This window comes from Enterococcus sp. DIV1368b (assembly GCF_050529595.1).
GTDB lineage: Bacteria > Bacillota > Bacilli > Lactobacillales > Enterococcaceae > Enterococcus_B > Enterococcus_B mundtii.
In genome coordinates this window covers 1,263,795-1,279,752 of the sequence record NZ_CP172883.1, presented here as the reverse complement: position 1 = coordinate 1,279,752, position 15,958 = coordinate 1,263,795, and the positions used below count along the sequence as shown (strand labels likewise).

Genomic DNA, 15,958 nt, shown 5'->3' with positions numbered 1-15,958 from the left:
AAGAAAACCGAATGAACGAGGAGGACATTATGGCAAAAGATGCAAGTTTCGATATCATTTCAGAAGTATCTGTTGAAGAAGTAAAAAATGCAATCCAACAAACCACGAAAGAATTAACTAACCGTTTCGATTTCAAGGATTCAACGGTTGAGATCAAGTTAGAGAATACAAATAAATTAGTTGTGTTAAGTGATGATGAATTTAAAATCGAACAAATCAAAGATGTTTTGTTTGGAAAATTGAATAAACGCAATGTGCCAATCAAAAATATCCACTTTTCTGAAACGGAACACGCTTTAGGTGGTAAAGCGCGCCAGTCTGCTGATCTAGTCAATGGGATCGACCGAGATAATGGTAAGAAGATCACGACAGCGATCAAAAATGAAAAACTAAAAGTGAAAACACAGATCCAAGAAGACCAGATCCGCGTAACTGGTAAGAATCGTGATGACCTCCAAGCAGTGATTGCACTTTTACGAAAACTAGACTTGCCGATTGAATTGCAATTTACGAACTACCGTTAGTTCATGGGTACTATTGAGATATCATCAAAAAAGGACAAGCATTTTGCTTCGTCCTTTTTTAGTGGTCTTGCCAAAACTGATGGATAGTTTGTGATAATGCCTCAACTGTCCGAACTTCTTTTGCTTCGTGCCAATGTGGCGGGAAAAGTTTACGATAATTTGATGAGGCAAAGCGTTGATCGGCTAAAAGCACAATGCCTTGATCTTCCATATCTCTGATTACTCGCCCAGCTGCTTGCAATACTTTATTCATTCCTGGTAACTGGTAAGCATAAGCAAAACCTAGCTGTTCTTTTTCATCATAGTAAGATTTGATCAACTCTTGCTCATGATTCATTTGTGGTAAGCCAACACCCACGATCATACTACCAATCAAGCGTGATCCGCGTAGATCGATTCCTTCTGAAAAAATGCCGCCAAGTACACAAAAGCCGACTAATGTTTCTTGCGGTTCGACTATAAATTCTGCTAAGAAATCTTCTCGTTCTTGCTCATTCAACTTGGTTCCTTGGATAAGTGTGCGAGTCGAAGGGTAAGTTTCTTTGAACACTTCGGCGACTTGGTCCAGATATTGATAGGAAGGAAAGAAAATCATATAATTGCCCGTCTTCCCTTGAATGAAACGTTGAATCGTTTCTACTAAACGTGGTATACTCTGCTCTCTTTTGCGATACGTCGTTTCAAGATAACTTGCTATAAGTACTTGTTGATTCTCAATTGGGAATGGACTAGGTAAGCGATACGCTAAACTCTCTTTGCCCCCTAATGTTTCTTGATAATAAGAAAGTGGTGAAAAACTCGCGGAAAACAAAAGGCTACTCCGCCCTTTATTCAACGATTGTTCTAAAAATAAACTAGGATCGATGCAAAATTGCTTCACGATCAAATCATGGTAACTTTTCTCTACAGTTGTTTCATAGTGATCGTCATAGAATTCACTGATTTTTAAAAAATGATTCAAGTCAAAATAAAATCCTAAAATTTGCTCTTGCATCGGATGCTCAGGATATTCAGCCAACCATTCTTGAATAAATTCACCGAGTTGAAACCCTGCATTGATCAATGAATCTGCTGGGGCTTTTTGATGATGATAGTTCCATCCTTCTTCAAGAGCAATTTCTTGAATCTGATCAAAAGCTTTTAAAAGACGATTCCATCGACGACGTAGTTTTTTAAATTCCTTTGGGATCTCTCCATAGACCTTACGTGCTTTCCCATAAGATAACTCAGCAGAATACATTTCTCTTGAACGATTGACTAAATTGTGTGCTTCATCGATCAAGAAAAGATGATCTTCATTTTTCTCTTCATCAAAAAATCGTCTCAAGTAAACCGTTGGGTCGAAAAGATAGTTGTAATCTCCGATGATCACGTCACACCATAAGCTGACATCTAAGGAGAGTTCAAATGGGCATAAAGTATGTTTCTTCGCATATTTCTCAATCACCTCACGAGTGATCTGGTTTTCGTGGTTCAATAAATCCCATAACCCCTCGTTGATTCGATTATAATAGCCATTTGCATAAGGGCATTGGTCGGGATTACACGTTGTCTCATCTAAGAAGCAAATCTTATCTTTCGCTGTCAAGGTCACACTTTTTGTCTCAGCCCCAACATCTTTTAACGCTGTTAACGCATCTTCAGCCACCTGTCTCGTAATAGTTTTCGCGGTTAAGTAAAAAATACGTTCTCCTTCATCTTCTCCAATCGCCTTTAAGGCTGGAAATAATGTAGAGATCGTTTTTCCAGTACCAGTGGGGGCTTCTGCGAACAGCTTTTGTTTTGTCCGGATCGTTTTATAGGCAGCAACTGCCAGTTCCCTTTGTCCTTTACGATACTCTTCGTATGGAAACTTTAGCGCCATCAATGAGGCATTACGTACAGTACGCCAATTTTCCTGAAAAATCAGCCATTCTTGGTAATCCTCGGTCAGTTTTTTAAAAAACACTTCCAGTTGTTCTCTCGTCTGATGTTCAACTTTCCGTGTGATTACTTCTTCTGTGGTTTGATAATAAGTGAGCTGGAGGTTGATCTCCTCTAAGTTGTTTTCTTGACTATAAATATAGGCGTACACTCTTGCTTGATGAAAAAACAATTCGACTTGTTCGGGTTCTAAATCTTCAAAGCGCGGTTCCGACGTTTTGATTTCGTCGATGTGGTACACGCCATCTTTTTTGAAAATACCATCTGCTCGTCCTTCAACGATTAGTTCATAAGGATCAAGCTGTACACTGGTTTGTAAGAACACTTCTTTTTGATACTCTTCGCCTGCTTCTTTTTGGAGCTTGCGGTGGATTTTTGCACCTTCTAAGGCGGTATGATTACTTTTCTTTCGATTATCGATACTTCCGCGACGCAAGATGAACTCGACTAAGTGACGGACGGATATTTTAGATTTTTTCACCATGGTCGCCTCCTTCTTGTATTAGAGTACCGCAAAATAGACCGTTTCGCAAAAAACAAAAACACCCTGCTCGGATAAGCAGGGATATAGGATATAGAATTTGGATTTTTGGATACACTCAATGTAACAAGACTAAATGAAAAATCAATGAAAATTTTCTATTCTTCCGTTTAAAATTTTTAAACACTTTTCATATAATCTGACAATTCAGATAACTACTGTTATAAAAGTAGACACTTTTGTTTCTGATCTCTATTTGCGTTATACTTATATCGAACGATAGAAGAAAGAAATTTTTAAAAGTTGGAGGTTTCCTTTTATGCATGTTTTACAATTGAAAACTGGAACAATCGAGGAAAACTGTTACCTTGTCTACAACGACGAAGCGCTTCTGATCATTGATCCAGGTGCTGACGCTGAAATGATCCAAGAACAAATCAAGAAGACCCAGCAACAACCTGTCGCTATTTTACTAACGCATACGCATTACGACCACATTGGCGCTGTCGAAGCATTGAGAAATACCTATGACATCCCTGTCTATGTCAGTCCATTAGAACAAGAATGGCTTGGAGATCCCATCTTGAATCTCTCAGGACTTGGTCGCCATGATGATATGGATAATATCATCGTTTCTCCTGCGGAATATGAATTTGAAATGAAACAATACCGTCTTGGGAATATGTCATTTGAAGTCGTTCCAACACCTGGTCATTCAGCCGGCAGTGTTAGCTTTATTTTCGATGACTTCGTGATATCTGGAGACGCACTCTTTAAAGGGAGTATCGGTCGCACCGATCTCTACACCGGTAATTTAGAGCAGTTACTCTATAGCATCACGACACAACTTTTTGTTCTACCAAATGAATTTGTGGTCTATCCTGGCCATGGAGAACCAACAACGATTGAACACGAGAAAAAAACAAACCCATTTTTTAACGCTTAATCAAACTTAGGAGGTCGTTCAACATGAGTGAAACAACCCTGTATATCGTCCGTCATGGTAAAACAATGTTCAATACGATTGAACGTGTGCAAGGCTGGTGTGACACACCATTGACGAAACAAGGACAAGAAGGTATCCATTTTTTAGGTAAAGGTCTAAAAGATATCGATTTTTCTTACGCCTATTCAAGCGACAGTGGCCGAGCAATCGAAACGGCACGGATCATTTTAAGCGAACATACAAAAGGAAAAGAAATTCCTTACTTTATTGATAAACGGATTCGTGAATGGTGTTTTGGTTCGCTAGAAGGTGGCTACGATATGGAGATGTGGGGTGTCATTCCTCGCGTACTAAATTTTCAAACATACGATGAGATGTTCACCACAGATGTTACCTTTGAACAAATCGCTAATGCCATCTATGAGACGGATACTGCTGGCTGGGCGCAACCTTATGCAGAATTAAAAGAACGTGTCTGGTCAGGTTTTGAAGATATCGCTCATCAGTGTGAGAAGAACAATGGTGGCAATGTTTTAGTCGTCTCCCACGGCCTAACGATTGCTTTTCTTCTTAGCTTGATCGATCCTTCTCAACCAGTTCGTGCTGGTTTGTTAAATGGTAGTGTCACAAAAGTAACCTATAAAAATGGTCGTTTTTCAATTGAAAGTGTCAATGACACAAGCTATATCGAACAAGGAAAGCAACAAACAAGAGAATCCTTTATGTGATGACTCGTTGAATAAGTGCATTGAAGTCTTTTGATTTCAATGTACTTTTTTTGAACTCCTTTATTTTTGTTTTAATCTCAAAGAAACAATTTGGCTTTGGAAACAAAGAACGGTATACTAAATGTTGTATTTTAAATGGGAAGGAAGGAATTTATGTTTTTTGCAAATATCATAAAAGCAGCGATTCTAGGAATCATTGAAGGAATCACAGAGTGGCTGCCAATCAGTAGTACAGGACATTTGATCTTAGCAGATGAATTTATCAAGCTTGATGCGAGTTCACAATTCATGTCGATGTTCAATGTCGTGATCCAATTAGGAGCGATCTTAGCCGTCGTTGTTTTGTATTTCCACAAGTTGAACCCTTTTGCGCCTAGTAAATCCTCGATCGAGAAAAAAGATACGTGGGTTTTATGGTCAAAAGTACTTGTTGCTTGTGTGCCAGCAGCTATTATTGGTTTATTATTGGACGATTGGTTAGATGCCCATTTTTATAAATTTTTACCAGTAGCGATCGCCTTGATCGTTTATGGTATCGGCTTTATCATTGTTGAAAAGCGAAACAAAAATAAAACACCTCGTTGGTCAAACCTGAATGATTTGACTTTCCAAGCAGCGATTCTGATTGGGGCTTTCCAAGTCTTGGCTTTGATCCCAGGGACTTCACGCTCCGGCGCTACGATCCTTGGAGCAATCCTGATTGGTGCATCCCGGTTCGTTGCAACTGAGTTCTCATTTTTCCTTGGCATTCCAGTGATGTTTGGTGCCAGTGGATTAAAGATCGTGAAATACCTTGCTGATGGTAACAGTTTCCAAATGGAAGAAACAGTTATTCTTTTAGTGGGTACTGTCGTTTCATTTGTCGTATCGATTTTTGCGATCAAGTTCCTGATCAACTACTTGAAACGTAATGACTTTACTGTTTTCGGTTGGTATCGTATCATTCTAGGGATCATCTTGATCGGTTACTGGTTCATCGCAATGTAATGGATCATTGATATGCTCATCGCAAACCAGCTAAATGATTGGTAAGCGCAACAGCCAAAAAAATAGTAGTAAGCTCACACATCGCTGAGCTTACTACTTTTTTTATATACTTCTTTGATCTAAAATGAATGATCCTCATACAACAGCTTTTCGATTTTTTCATTTTCCACTAACAATATCTGATCAAAATTCTTTCGCTAGAAATAGCGATCATGAGTAACTGCTAAAATGGTACCGGTAAATGTAGACAATAATTCTTCAATTTCTTCTCTTACATAGATATCTAAGTGATTCGTAGGCTCATCTAAGATCAATACATTGATTTTCTTTTGGAATAGTTTCAAGAGGTACAGCCTTACTTGCTCTCCTCCAGAAAGATCTTTGATCCTTTTAGCGACATCTCCACTGAAGAATCCAAAATTCGCTAATACTTGTCGTGCTTTCTGTTCATCGGGTATCAGGTATTTAGCATAATTCAATATCCGTTGTTCTGGTTGATCAAACGTTAAGCGTTGAGGTAAATAGCCAATTGACAGACTTGCGCCAGTTTTAATAACCCCTTCATCTACTCCTATTTCCCCCATCACTACTTTTAATAGCGTTGATTTACCAGAACCATTCTTACCTAATAGAGCGATCCGCTCACCACGATAGACCATAAAAGAGCTATCTGAAAACAAACATTTTTTACCTACTGTTTTCTTTATATTTTTGGCAACCAACACTTCTTTCCCCGACAGATCTTCTTGACTGATTGTAGTTAGTTTTTTGCGGGGGTCCTTAGGCGCATTTATCAGTATCATTTTTTCTAATCTACGCTCGATTTCTTTTGCTTTTTTAAAGAATGCTTCGTTGTCTCCTTCATTCCCCCATTGGCGATAGCGTCGTATCATTACTTTCAATCGTTTGATTTCTTTTTGCTGAAGTTCATGATTTTTTTGAAGTTCCTGTATCCGTTGTTTCTTCAACGTCATGTAACGACTATAATTTCCCGAATATTCGATGATCTGACCATCCTCGATCTCTATGATTTTTTTGACTACATTGTCAAGGAACGCACGATCATGGGAAATCACGAGGAACGCACAATTTGTCAATCTCAGATATTCTTCTAACCATTGTACGGAGTCGAGATCAAGATGATTGGTTGGCTCATCTAATAGAAGGACATCATTTTCTTGTAATAATACTTTGGCTAGTTCTACTCGAATACGTTCGCCTCCACTTAATTGATCAAGCGGTGTTTCAATTTGTTCTGCAAGATCTAATCCTTTCAAAACACTCGTGATTCGATCTTCTAACCCATATCCGCCCATCATCTCAAATCGTTGCTGCAAGTCACCATATACTTTCATGATATGGTCCAGATCTTCCGTTGCGATACACATTTTTTCTTCATAGTAATTGAGTTGTGTTTGCAATTCTTGGATGTCTTTGAAGCTCTGATACACATAGTCAAAAGTAGCGATTGAGCCATTTTCCATTTTCTGTGGAATGTAACCAATCGACAGCCCTTTTTTCCTACTAACTGTCCCTTCATCAACACCTTCAGACCCGATCAACATTTGAAGAAGAGTTGTTTTCCCAGTTCCATTTTGTCCGATCAATCCGATTTTGTCTTGCTTATTGAGTGTGCAACTCAAATTTTCAAAAAGAGGTACTCCACTATAATTTTTACTGATCTTATTGGCTTGAATATACATTTTCTCGCTCCTTAAGACCAATCAAAAAAGCCATGAAAAAATTCATGACCTGTTGTTATTTCATTTATTTGGTACTTAGCTAAAAATGGAATAAACATATTGAATGGTCATTTATTTTTGATTGATTTTTCTATTTTTAAGCGCACTGATGCCTTGGATAGAAAATACAAAAATAATTGCATGACTAAAGCTAATATGATATCTAGAATAATTATCTGCTTCTGTTATTTTAGTCAAGCTGTCCATTACATATGTCCTTCCTTTTCATTCTATATTTATATCAATTGTACCAAATCACTTATCAAAGCTCAAATGAAAACGAAAACAATAAAATCTAGTCTAAACATTGTGACATTTCCACAGATATTGTCTCCGCAAATCGATTTCCAACAAACAGACTCAGACCTAAGACTGAATTCTAACTAATTTATTTAATTTACTTTACCTGTCGTAGTAATTGTTTTATAATTATTACGACAGATGGAGTAATTGAAAAAGGAGGCGATCAAGTGATATCAAGTGATGCAATTCGTGGATACAATGATGCCATCATTTTATCCATTCTTTCCAAGGAAGATTCCTATGGTTACGAGATCTCGAAGCAAATCCGGGAAGGAACCGATGCGCTGTATGCGATTAAGGAAACCACTTTGTACTCCGCTTTTACACGCTTAGAAAAGCAGGGACTGATCCTTTCGTATCCTGGGGAAGTCACTCATGGAAAGAAACGGACGTACTATCGAATCAGCGATGCCGGGGAGAACATTTTGAAAGAAAAAAAAGAGGAATGGCAGCAAACGAAAATCGTTGTTGACCGTTTTCTACAAGGAGGAGAAACATGAAAACCATTAAGGATTATCTAGATAGTTTATTTTTAAATGTACCGAATACACCTGAAACAAAAAAAGCCAAAGAAGACCTATTGGCAATCATGGAAGATCAGTATCATGGATTATTAGAAGAAGGAAAATCAGAGCATGAAGCCATTGGTGCAGTAATCAGTGAGTTTGGTTCTATTGATGAGATCCTCCAAGAATTGGAACTTTCTCGGTCCTCTTTTGACGAAGAAGTCTGGGAAAACGAGATTGAACTCGATGAAGTGATTTCATTTTGGAACCAAGTTCGTCGTTTTTCCCTTTTTCTTTCAACAGGAATTGCTAGTTGTATCTTAGCTGTGGGAATGCTCGTATTTTTTGCTAATAGTATTAGTGAGATTCTCGGTTTTCTGGCAATGTTTCTTCTGATTGCTTTAGGCGTTGGTTTGATTATTACTACAAGTTTGAGCTATTCAGCTAGTAAGAAGAAACTAAATGATCGTCCCTATTCACAGCAAGTAAAAATCGAAGCAAGACAACAAACAGAAGCCTATGCGAAAAGTTTTCGAGTAGGATTAGTTTTCGGTATCATTTTATGTATCCTTTCGGTCACACCTATCTTGACGAATAGAGCCTTTGGCTTACCGATTGGATTCGCTTTATTACTTTTCTTTGCTTCCGTGGCACTCGGCGTCTTCTTTATCGTCTATGTCAGCATCATCTATACTTGGTTTTCAAAAGTGGCAGAAGGCACGTTCTTTATCTCAGATGAAGACGAGCCAGGACCACGTGCGTCTCAACATATGTATGGCGACTCAGCGGAAACGATTCGTTTATTTGAACGTTTATACTGGCCGGGCATTTTCATCGTTTACATGGTTTGGTCCTTTATGACCCGAAGCTGGGCTTACTCTTGGCTCATCTTTGTGCTAGGCGGTGTATTGGAAGACTTTTTCCTTGAAAGATTGAAACGTAAATAACTTCTCAATCGCGGTCGGGACAGAAGTGTTTAGCCTCAAGAAATAAGGCGCAATCCACGAAAATTGTTTTTCAGATTTTTATGGATTGCGCCTTATTTTTCGAAAAGGTTGCTTTTGCTCCAACCTTTTAAGCATTTTTTATGTGGTGTGAGAGGTCGAATGTCCCAGAGACTTTTCTGTTTTCTAGCTAAAAGCTTTTGTTATGTCTTTCACCACGCTCATTGCCTGATCGACCCATTCTCCTTTTGCCGCATCAGTTAAACGATCGGTATACTGTTTTGTTCTATCTTTTAATTCTTGGTTCGTGAGATCTCGCGTGACTTGGATCGTATTCTTCTTTGTATCTGAACTGGCACGGCTATGACTAGCAATAAACCAAGAAATCAATGCTTTTTCTAGTCCCTTTATTTGCTCATCAAACATTGCTATCTTTCCCTTCCATTTATTGATTTTTATGATTTAATTTAGCTGACTGATAGTTTTGCTGATTTTCTGCTAATTCATCTTCAATCCTATATAATGCTTTACGTACAAGATATTGCCCTTCTTCGCTTGCATCATTGATCAAACGATACGCGATACGAGGATCAATCGTTCCTCCGTCTGAAAATGTTCGTTGTGTCAAAGGGATTTTTTCTCCTAATTGATCTAAGTAGCGTGTAAATGAACGTTTTTCTGCTTCAAGATCCGCTATTTTATTCTCTAATTCATCTTTCTTGTGCCAATAATCTTCTTCGATTTTTTTCATTTCTTTCGACTCATTATTAGCCATCACTAAAATGTTCCTTTCTTGAATTGGCTCGCTAATTCACTATCCAATTGTATTTGCTGATCGATCGTCTGATTGATTTGGTAGATCAGATCTTCGTAACTTGATTTGATCGAGCGAAGTTGATTCAACGCCGCTTCATAGTCGATGACTGGTTCGATTAGTACGTGTTGTCGAGTCACCCCTCCTTGCTCTAACGCCTCTAGCTGTTCCATCTCTGTAAGATTGCTTCCATATGAACGCGCATTAGCGATTGTATCTTGCCACAGTTGATTCGCCTGATCGATGCCTGTTTGATAGACCGTCATCAGTTCAGTGATTTTTTCATCAATCACTGTCTTCATTCCTGAAACAATGCTTTTCGCTTGAACTGCATCTAGGTAAACTTCTTTAGTTGCCGACATTCCACCTGTTTGTCCACTCCATTCACCTTTAATACTAGCAATCGATCTTTTTTTCAATCGTCTTTGATACTCTGCTAATACAGTGCCACTGCCATTCGTTGTTAATAAAGCACCATCTTCCTCAAATTGGTAACCTCCCCACATATGTTGATCGATCGTGCGTCTCAAGCCCAGCCGTTCAGATAGTGGATAAACGATCTGCCCAACGGCCTTTTTGCCTTCCCCATAACCAATCGCAACTAAGTCTTTTGAGTCAATGTAATTCAAAAGACGATACTCTTCGGTCAAATAATCCGCTTGCCGTTTTTGCTCAGGCGTTAATACCTCATAGATATTCGGTCCCTGATACACATAGCCATAAACACGATCCGCATCACTTGAAGAAATACTCGCTAACGCATATTGCGCATTCATTGATCCTAAAGAATGACCATATACAGTGAACTACTCACCACTTAGCTAAACCTACCGGTTTTTAACGCTTGAAGTGGGAGCTTCTTGGGAATAGAGCATACTTGCAAGCGTATTTCTTTACTCACAGCGGTTTCTCTTATTTACCAAGCTATCCCCGTAGTTCCTACGGTTTTTGATGATTGGATCTAAGCTAATCCCATAGAATGTAGTCTTAGACCTTCGGTCAGAATATTGATACTAGCATTGATATCTCGGTCATGATGAACATGACAAACAGGACAAGTCCATTCTCGAATTTCTAGAGATTTCTTGCCGTCTTTGTGTCCACAATTCGAACAGATTTGACTAGATGGGAACCACTTATCCACTTCGATAATTTTTCGACCGTACCAGTCAGCTTTGTATTGTAACCTAGTCACAAAACTAGACCATGAAACATCCGAAATACTTTTTGCTAGTTTATGATTACGCAACATACCTTTTGTATTTAAGTCTTCTATACAGATCATATCGTGGTTTTTGATAATCTCTGTGCTCAACTTGTTTAGAAAGTCATTGCGTTGATTCATTACTTTTTCATGTAGTCGTGCTATTTTACGTTTTTGTTTTTGATAATTTCTAGCTTCAAACAGATTGATACCTTTTTGTTTAGCTAATAATGCACGTCTTGACAACTTACGTTGTTCACGTTTTAGTTTTTTTGACATTTTTGACGTGAATTTATTGTTATCAATCTTTTGACCATTAGAAAGGATTGCAAAATCAGTTATACCAAGGTCAATTCCAATAGCGGAATTAGTTTTAGGAAGCTCAGCTATTTCTTCTTTACACAATAAAGAAATATAATATTTACCGCTAGAATGACGTGATATTGTAGCGGATTTGATCAGACCTTTAGGTTGTCTATGGAGCGTAATTTTAACTAACGACTTCAACTTAGGAAGTTTGACAAATTGATTATCAATCAAAGCGATTGTTCCATTTTGATTGTTAGTCGTATAGCTTTGAACTGGATTTTTCTTGCTTTTGAAACGAGGAAATCCGGCGGACTTATCGCGAAAGAAGTTCTTATACGCCTTATCTAGGTTGAGTTGTGCATTTGCTAAAGCAAGACTATCCACTTCTTTCAAGAACGGAAAATCTTGCTTATATTTTGCAGGCGTTGGAAAACTCATTTTTTTAGAGGAATTTTTCCTAGTTTCTTTATAAGCTTTCATTCGGTCATCAAGCATTAGATTGTAGACCTTACGGACACAGCCAAAAGACTTAGCAAAGAAGGTTTCTTGTTCTTCTGTTGGATAGATTCTAAATTTATATGCTTTTAGTCGCTCCATAAAGCTCGCCTGCTTTCTATTTATGATTGTTTCCTTGATTTTGAATATATTTCTTAATCACATCAATTGGTGCTCCACCAGTTGTCAAAAGACAAAAACTTTTTGACCAGAACATTTCTTTCCAAAGAAATTGTTTGATTCTTGGATAATTGCGCTTTATCAAACGTGAACTAGCACTTTTATAGGCATTGATAAATTTTGTCAATTCTGTTTTTGGTTGAGCTTTGAACATAATATGAACGTGGTCTTTATCATGATTCCACTCAACTAAAGTGATGTGATACGATTCTGAGATTCTTTCAAAAGTCGCTTTAGCGTAGTTAGATATTTCATTATCAATTACTTGTCTACGATATTTCGTTACTAAAACAAGGTGATAATAAAGAAGAAATACTGAATGGTTATTTGTGTCTAATTCCATGTTATATCAACTCATTTCTTGTATAGACTGATTTTAACATGAGACAAAATAAAAAAGCAATACGCCTTAGTTGTCGGTCTTCGAGTTACCAACGGTAACCCTCATACCGAACGGCATTCATCACCCACCTATAGAGGATGGGCGACTTCTGCCTAATTCTGTTAAATTCAGCATTTGGATAAGCTTCCAATGTTTGTTGTAATGTTGTCGCAGAAGATTGAAGCTGAGGCATCGCTGCTGCCCCACCACCATTGATCACCTGAAAAGCTGTAAAAATATTATTGTACTGCCAATCTAATTTGGCATCTAATGAAGAATCAAACGACGAACCACGATATAAAACCGTGACTTCTTTTACGCTTTCCCTTTCGCTAAGCGGTGCTGACAACGGAACATATTTGTCGGTGATGATAAAGGATTGTTCGCCGGTGATTTTACTGTTGATGTGGGAGACGTAACCGATGAACTCTTTATTAGTATTTATAAAGAGTTCTCCTTTTAGATGTAAAGCTTCGTATTGTTGCTTGGCTATTTCAACCTTTTCTTCTTCACTATTCTTCACTATCTTCCACTCCTTTTTTCAATAATTCATGTAGTTCATAGGTAGTATTTGAGCTACCAATTTTTAGCTCACCTAGCTTGCCATTTGCCAAATTGCGACTTAGGAGGTTGGAAATAAGTAGCTTATCATTATCATTAATAATTAGGGGTACACTAATCCCACCTATTGGATTTCTCTTGATATTTTCATAATCAATTTTATAATTTTTTATTACTCCTTCAGATGTCAACGCATTAGGATCTAGATTTTTTAGCCCTGTTTCCAAAACTTTTTTTGCTTCTTCACTATTCACAACTTGAATCATTTCTTCTTCTAACTTCAAATGGTCCATATACATTGTTCCTCCAATCCATAATAGGCATATGCCAGTGATGATCAGTACGATTTGGCTCTTCTTGATCGGTTTTCGCTTCATAAATGACCTCCTTTTTCTTTAATAATTTTATGTTATCTCTTTTTTTAAGAGTTTTTTTCAGGCTATACTTATTTCTATGTACAAATATTCTGTCTATAAAGGAGACAAAAATCATTTTTCAAAAGATTGATTACCGCCAACTTAATTCAGCATCTAATGAAGAATCAAACGACGAACCACGATATAAAACCGTGACTTCTTTTACGCTTTCCCTTTCGCTAAGCGGTGCTGACAACGGAACATATTTGTCGGTGATGATAAAGGATTGTTCGCCGGTGATTTTACTGTTGATATGGGAGACGTAACCGATGAACTCTTTATTCTCATTTTTAAAGAAAGGCTCTTTTAAACGCAAAGTTTCATATTGTTGCTTGGCTATTCCAACCTTTTCTTTTTCAGTATTCTTCACTATCTTCCCCTCCTTCTTTTAGTAATTCATATAGTTCAGAAGTAGTACGCACAATATCATTTTTTAGCTTACTTAGCTCCCCGTTTATCTGATTTCGATCTAGTAGATTAAAAACAAGTAACTTATTATTATCATTTATAATTAGAGGTACACTAATCCCACCCATTGGATTTCTCTTGATATTTTTATAATCAATTTTATATTTTTTTATCACTCCTTCAGATGTCAATGCCTTAGAGTCCAGATTTTTCAATGTTTTCTCCAAAACGATTTTTGCTTCTTCACTATTCACAACTTGAATCATTTCTTCTTCTAACTTCAAATGGTCCATATACATTGTTCCGCCAATCCATAATAGGCATATGCCAGTGATGATCAGTACGATTTGGCGCTTCTTGATCGGTTTTCGTTTCATAAATGACCTCCTTTTTTATTATGTCTATCATAATTTTGTTGTAAGCAGTACGTCACAGTTTTTATGTATGTTTAATTGATCAATCAATGTATGGAATGACATGCCACATAATCTTCTTCTCTTTTTCCCATCTCCTCTTATTTAATTACGCCATTTCAACTGACTATCACAAACATTCACCCTTTCTTTTTTATATATTGTTGATCTGTTACTTTTTCACATCAAGTATACATGAGAAATCAGACCCTCTATTCTTCACCTCATAAAAACATGTTTTGACATCATCAACGTAGCTATTTTTCTCATTTTTATCTTTTCGTCTAATTCTTCACACCCTTTTGTTCCTTCTATGCTCTATCAAACATTTTACTAATGACTCTTTTGCATCATATAAAAAAAATGGTATGATGAATAATTAGAAAGTGAGGTTTTTTGATGGAAAGTTGGTTATTTCTTGGGTTGATCATGCTGGTTGCCGTCCTTGCTAAAAATCAAAGTCTGATGTTAGCGACTGGTTTTATTTTACTTGTTAAGTTTATTCCTGCATCGAAAGATTTTTTGACATGGCTCCAAGGGAAAGGAATCAATATTGGCGTGACGATCATTACTGCGGCGATTTTAGTGCCTATTGCTACAGGTGATATTGGTCTAAAAGATTTGCTTGATGCGTTCAAATCACCTATGGGTTGGGTAGCGATCTTCTGTGGTGGCTTAGTTGCTGTTTTATCGTCTAAAGGCGTTGGCTTGATTGCTACAGATCCACAAATCACTGTGGCTCTAGTTTTTGGAACGATCTTAGGCGTTGTTTTCTTAAAAGGGATCGCAGCGGGCCCTGTGATTGCTTCTGGGATTGCCTATTGCATTCTCCAATTGTTTTCTTTTAATAAATAATGATGCATCTAGTGGTTGAGAAAAGGATAATTTTTTTGTTCGTGGTATACTAGTTTTGAGGTGATCGCATATGCAAAAACTAAAATATTTCTTTGGGACTGTTGGATGGTTTTTATTGGCTGTTCTATTGATTATTGGATTGACCTACTTACTATTTCCTGATTTGATCCAAAACGTCTTTGATGCCAATTTTTAATATACGTAACTATTTTTTCAACTATTTATAAAAAAAGGCGGAAAACTTGACAGATCGTTGGATTATTCAAGTTCTTTCGGCTTTTTTTTGGCTTGGTGCATCTTTTTTGTTATACTAGGTGTGAGTGCACCTCTTTTATGCAGGAAATTTTATAAGAAGTGCGAAATGTTTGATTTAGAAGAAAGGAAGACGCTCGTGGAAACTTTTGAAGGTCTTTTGATTGATACGTATGTTTTACAAGAACAACCAATGATGTTGACTGGTTTGAATCTCCAACTTGAAGACCGGGTAATCAATTGTCTAATTAAAGATCGCTACTTGGCAAAATATGTTTTACGTTTACCTTTAAACAAATATGTATTGGAAGTTAGTGGGAAATGGAATCGCCGAAATCAATTAGTCATCAAACGAATGATGATCAAAAACATCGACGAATACATCAAAATCATTGGAACACCTGAATAGCTCATTTTCATGCATTCGAATTAGTTATAAAATAACTAATCTATGTTAACGGTATGATTCGTTGATTTGAAGCAATCGTATCCCTTTTCAAAAAAAACTTTGCAAACGGTTGACTTTGTTATATACTATTTCAGTACCAAACATCCCATTCAATTATTTATTTACCAAGATAAATT

19 protein-coding genes and 1 pseudogene are annotated in these 15,958 nt (G+C 37.3%); 9 read left to right on the top strand and 11 right to left on the bottom strand.

The features are described from left to right. Positions 1-29: 29 nt before the first annotated feature. Positions 30-524 carry a YajQ family cyclic di-GMP-binding protein gene (locus IGJ19_RS06060; protein WP_019723741.1) on the top strand — a complete coding sequence of 165 codons (495 nt, stop codon included), beginning with the start codon at positions 30-32 and terminating at the stop codon, positions 522-524. A gap of 58 nt (positions 525-582) precedes the next feature. Here IGJ19_RS06060 and IGJ19_RS06055 read toward each other — a convergent pair whose 3' ends face one another. Then, positions 583-2,931 carry an ATP-dependent DNA helicase gene (locus tag IGJ19_RS06055; protein ID WP_375148145.1) on the bottom strand — a complete coding sequence of 783 codons (2,349 nt, stop codon included), beginning with the start codon at positions 2,929-2,931 and terminating at the stop codon, positions 583-585. Between the two features lie 316 nt (positions 2,932-3,247). On the opposite strand from IGJ19_RS06055, the gene IGJ19_RS06050 reads away from it, so the two are divergent. The 3 genes from IGJ19_RS06050 (at position 3,248) to IGJ19_RS06040 (ending at position 5,589) form a co-directional block, all read left to right on the top strand. After that, on the top strand, positions 3,248-3,874 hold the full coding sequence (locus tag IGJ19_RS06050) for an MBL fold metallo-hydrolase (protein ID WP_010735633.1): 627 nt from the start codon (positions 3,248-3,250) through the stop codon (positions 3,872-3,874). A gap of 23 nt (positions 3,875-3,897) precedes the next feature. Next, on the top strand, positions 3,898-4,602 hold the full coding sequence (locus tag IGJ19_RS06045) for a histidine phosphatase family protein (RefSeq protein WP_074799691.1): 705 nt from the start codon (positions 3,898-3,900) through the stop codon (positions 4,600-4,602). A gap of 153 nt (positions 4,603-4,755) precedes the next feature. Continuing rightward, complete coding sequence (locus IGJ19_RS06040; RefSeq protein WP_071867106.1) at positions 4,756-5,589, top strand: undecaprenyl-diphosphate phosphatase; 834 nt, start codon at positions 4,756-4,758, stop codon at positions 5,587-5,589. 200 nt (positions 5,590-5,789) lie between these two features. Here IGJ19_RS06040 and abc-f read toward each other — a convergent pair. Beyond that, a pseudogene (gene abc-f / locus IGJ19_RS06035) lies at positions 5,790-7,292 on the bottom strand (ribosomal protection-like ABC-F family protein); the annotation flags it as partial. A gap of 509 nt (positions 7,293-7,801) precedes the next feature. On the opposite strand from abc-f, the gene IGJ19_RS06030 reads away from it, so the two are divergent. Beyond that, positions 7,802-8,134, top strand: a complete 333-nt coding sequence (locus IGJ19_RS06030) for a PadR family transcriptional regulator (RefSeq protein WP_086334599.1) — start codon at positions 7,802-7,804, stop codon at positions 8,132-8,134. Continuing rightward, positions 8,131-9,087: a permease prefix domain 1-containing protein gene (locus tag IGJ19_RS06025; RefSeq protein WP_430604479.1), complete on the top strand. Its 957-nt coding sequence runs from the start codon at positions 8,131-8,133 to the stop codon at positions 9,085-9,087. The genes IGJ19_RS06030 and IGJ19_RS06025 overlap by 4 nt, the downstream gene beginning before the upstream one ends. A 183-nt stretch (positions 9,088-9,270) precedes the next feature. Here IGJ19_RS06025 and IGJ19_RS06020 read toward each other — a convergent pair whose 3' ends face one another. The 9 genes from IGJ19_RS06020 to IGJ19_RS05980 all read right to left on the bottom strand — a co-directional run bounded on the left by IGJ19_RS06020 (position 9,271) and on the right by IGJ19_RS05980 (position 14,230). Then, a complete protein-coding gene (locus IGJ19_RS06020; protein ID WP_430604478.1) occupies positions 9,271-9,510 on the bottom strand; it encodes a hypothetical protein in 240 nt (79 codons plus the stop codon). A gap of 19 nt (positions 9,511-9,529) precedes the next feature. Next, positions 9,530-9,859 (bottom strand): hypothetical protein, encoded by a 330-nt coding sequence (locus IGJ19_RS06015; RefSeq protein WP_074799693.1) that lies wholly within the window; start codon positions 9,857-9,859, stop codon positions 9,530-9,532. Positions 9,860-9,861: 2 nt separating this feature from the next. After that, positions 9,862-10,674, bottom strand: coding sequence for a hypothetical protein (locus IGJ19_RS06010; RefSeq protein WP_430604477.1), 813 nt, complete (start codon positions 10,672-10,674; stop codon positions 9,862-9,864). A 185-nt stretch (positions 10,675-10,859) separates the two neighbouring features. Continuing rightward, positions 10,860-12,008 (bottom strand): IS200/IS605 family element RNA-guided endonuclease TnpB, encoded by a 1,149-nt coding sequence (gene tnpB, locus IGJ19_RS06005; RefSeq protein WP_077152109.1) that lies wholly within the window; start codon positions 12,006-12,008, stop codon positions 10,860-10,862. Between the two features lie 16 nt (positions 12,009-12,024). Further along, positions 12,025-12,429: an IS200/IS605 family transposase gene (gene tnpA / locus IGJ19_RS06000; RefSeq protein ID WP_019724606.1), complete on the bottom strand. Its 405-nt coding sequence runs from the start codon at positions 12,427-12,429 to the stop codon at positions 12,025-12,027. Positions 12,430-12,514: 85 nt separating this feature from the next. Continuing rightward, a complete protein-coding gene (locus IGJ19_RS05995) occupies positions 12,515-12,991 on the bottom strand; it encodes a hypothetical protein (RefSeq protein WP_430604476.1) in 477 nt (158 codons plus the stop codon). Next, a complete protein-coding gene (locus IGJ19_RS05990; protein WP_161642383.1) occupies positions 12,981-13,406 on the bottom strand; it encodes a DUF1310 family protein in 426 nt (141 codons plus the stop codon). The genes IGJ19_RS05995 and IGJ19_RS05990 overlap by 11 nt, the downstream gene beginning before the upstream one ends. Before the next feature lie 130 nt (positions 13,407-13,536). Then, the gene (locus tag IGJ19_RS05985) at positions 13,537-13,815 is read right to left on the bottom strand and encodes a hypothetical protein (RefSeq protein ID WP_430604475.1); all 279 of its coding nucleotides are present in this window, start codon (positions 13,813-13,815) and stop codon (positions 13,537-13,539) included. Next, positions 13,802-14,230, bottom strand: a complete 429-nt coding sequence (locus IGJ19_RS05980) for a DUF1310 family protein (protein ID WP_430604474.1) — start codon at positions 14,228-14,230, stop codon at positions 13,802-13,804. The genes IGJ19_RS05985 and IGJ19_RS05980 overlap by 14 nt, the downstream gene beginning before the upstream one ends. A 435-nt stretch (positions 14,231-14,665) precedes the next feature. Here IGJ19_RS05980 and IGJ19_RS05975 point away from each other — a divergent pair, with 435 nt between their 5' ends. From IGJ19_RS05975 to IGJ19_RS05965, 3 genes are all read left to right on the top strand, one after another. Then, a complete protein-coding gene (locus IGJ19_RS05975) occupies positions 14,666-15,121 on the top strand; it encodes a DUF441 domain-containing protein (RefSeq protein ID WP_010735644.1) in 456 nt (151 codons plus the stop codon). 70 nt (positions 15,122-15,191) lie between these two features. Then, positions 15,192-15,317: a hypothetical protein gene (locus tag IGJ19_RS05970; protein WP_010735645.1), complete on the top strand. Its 126-nt coding sequence runs from the start codon at positions 15,192-15,194 to the stop codon at positions 15,315-15,317. 195 nt (positions 15,318-15,512) lie between these two features. Next, on the top strand, positions 15,513-15,782 hold the full coding sequence (locus tag IGJ19_RS05965; protein WP_010735646.1) for a hypothetical protein: 270 nt from the start codon (positions 15,513-15,515) through the stop codon (positions 15,780-15,782). The last annotated feature ends 176 nt before the right edge of the window (positions 15,783-15,958 follow it).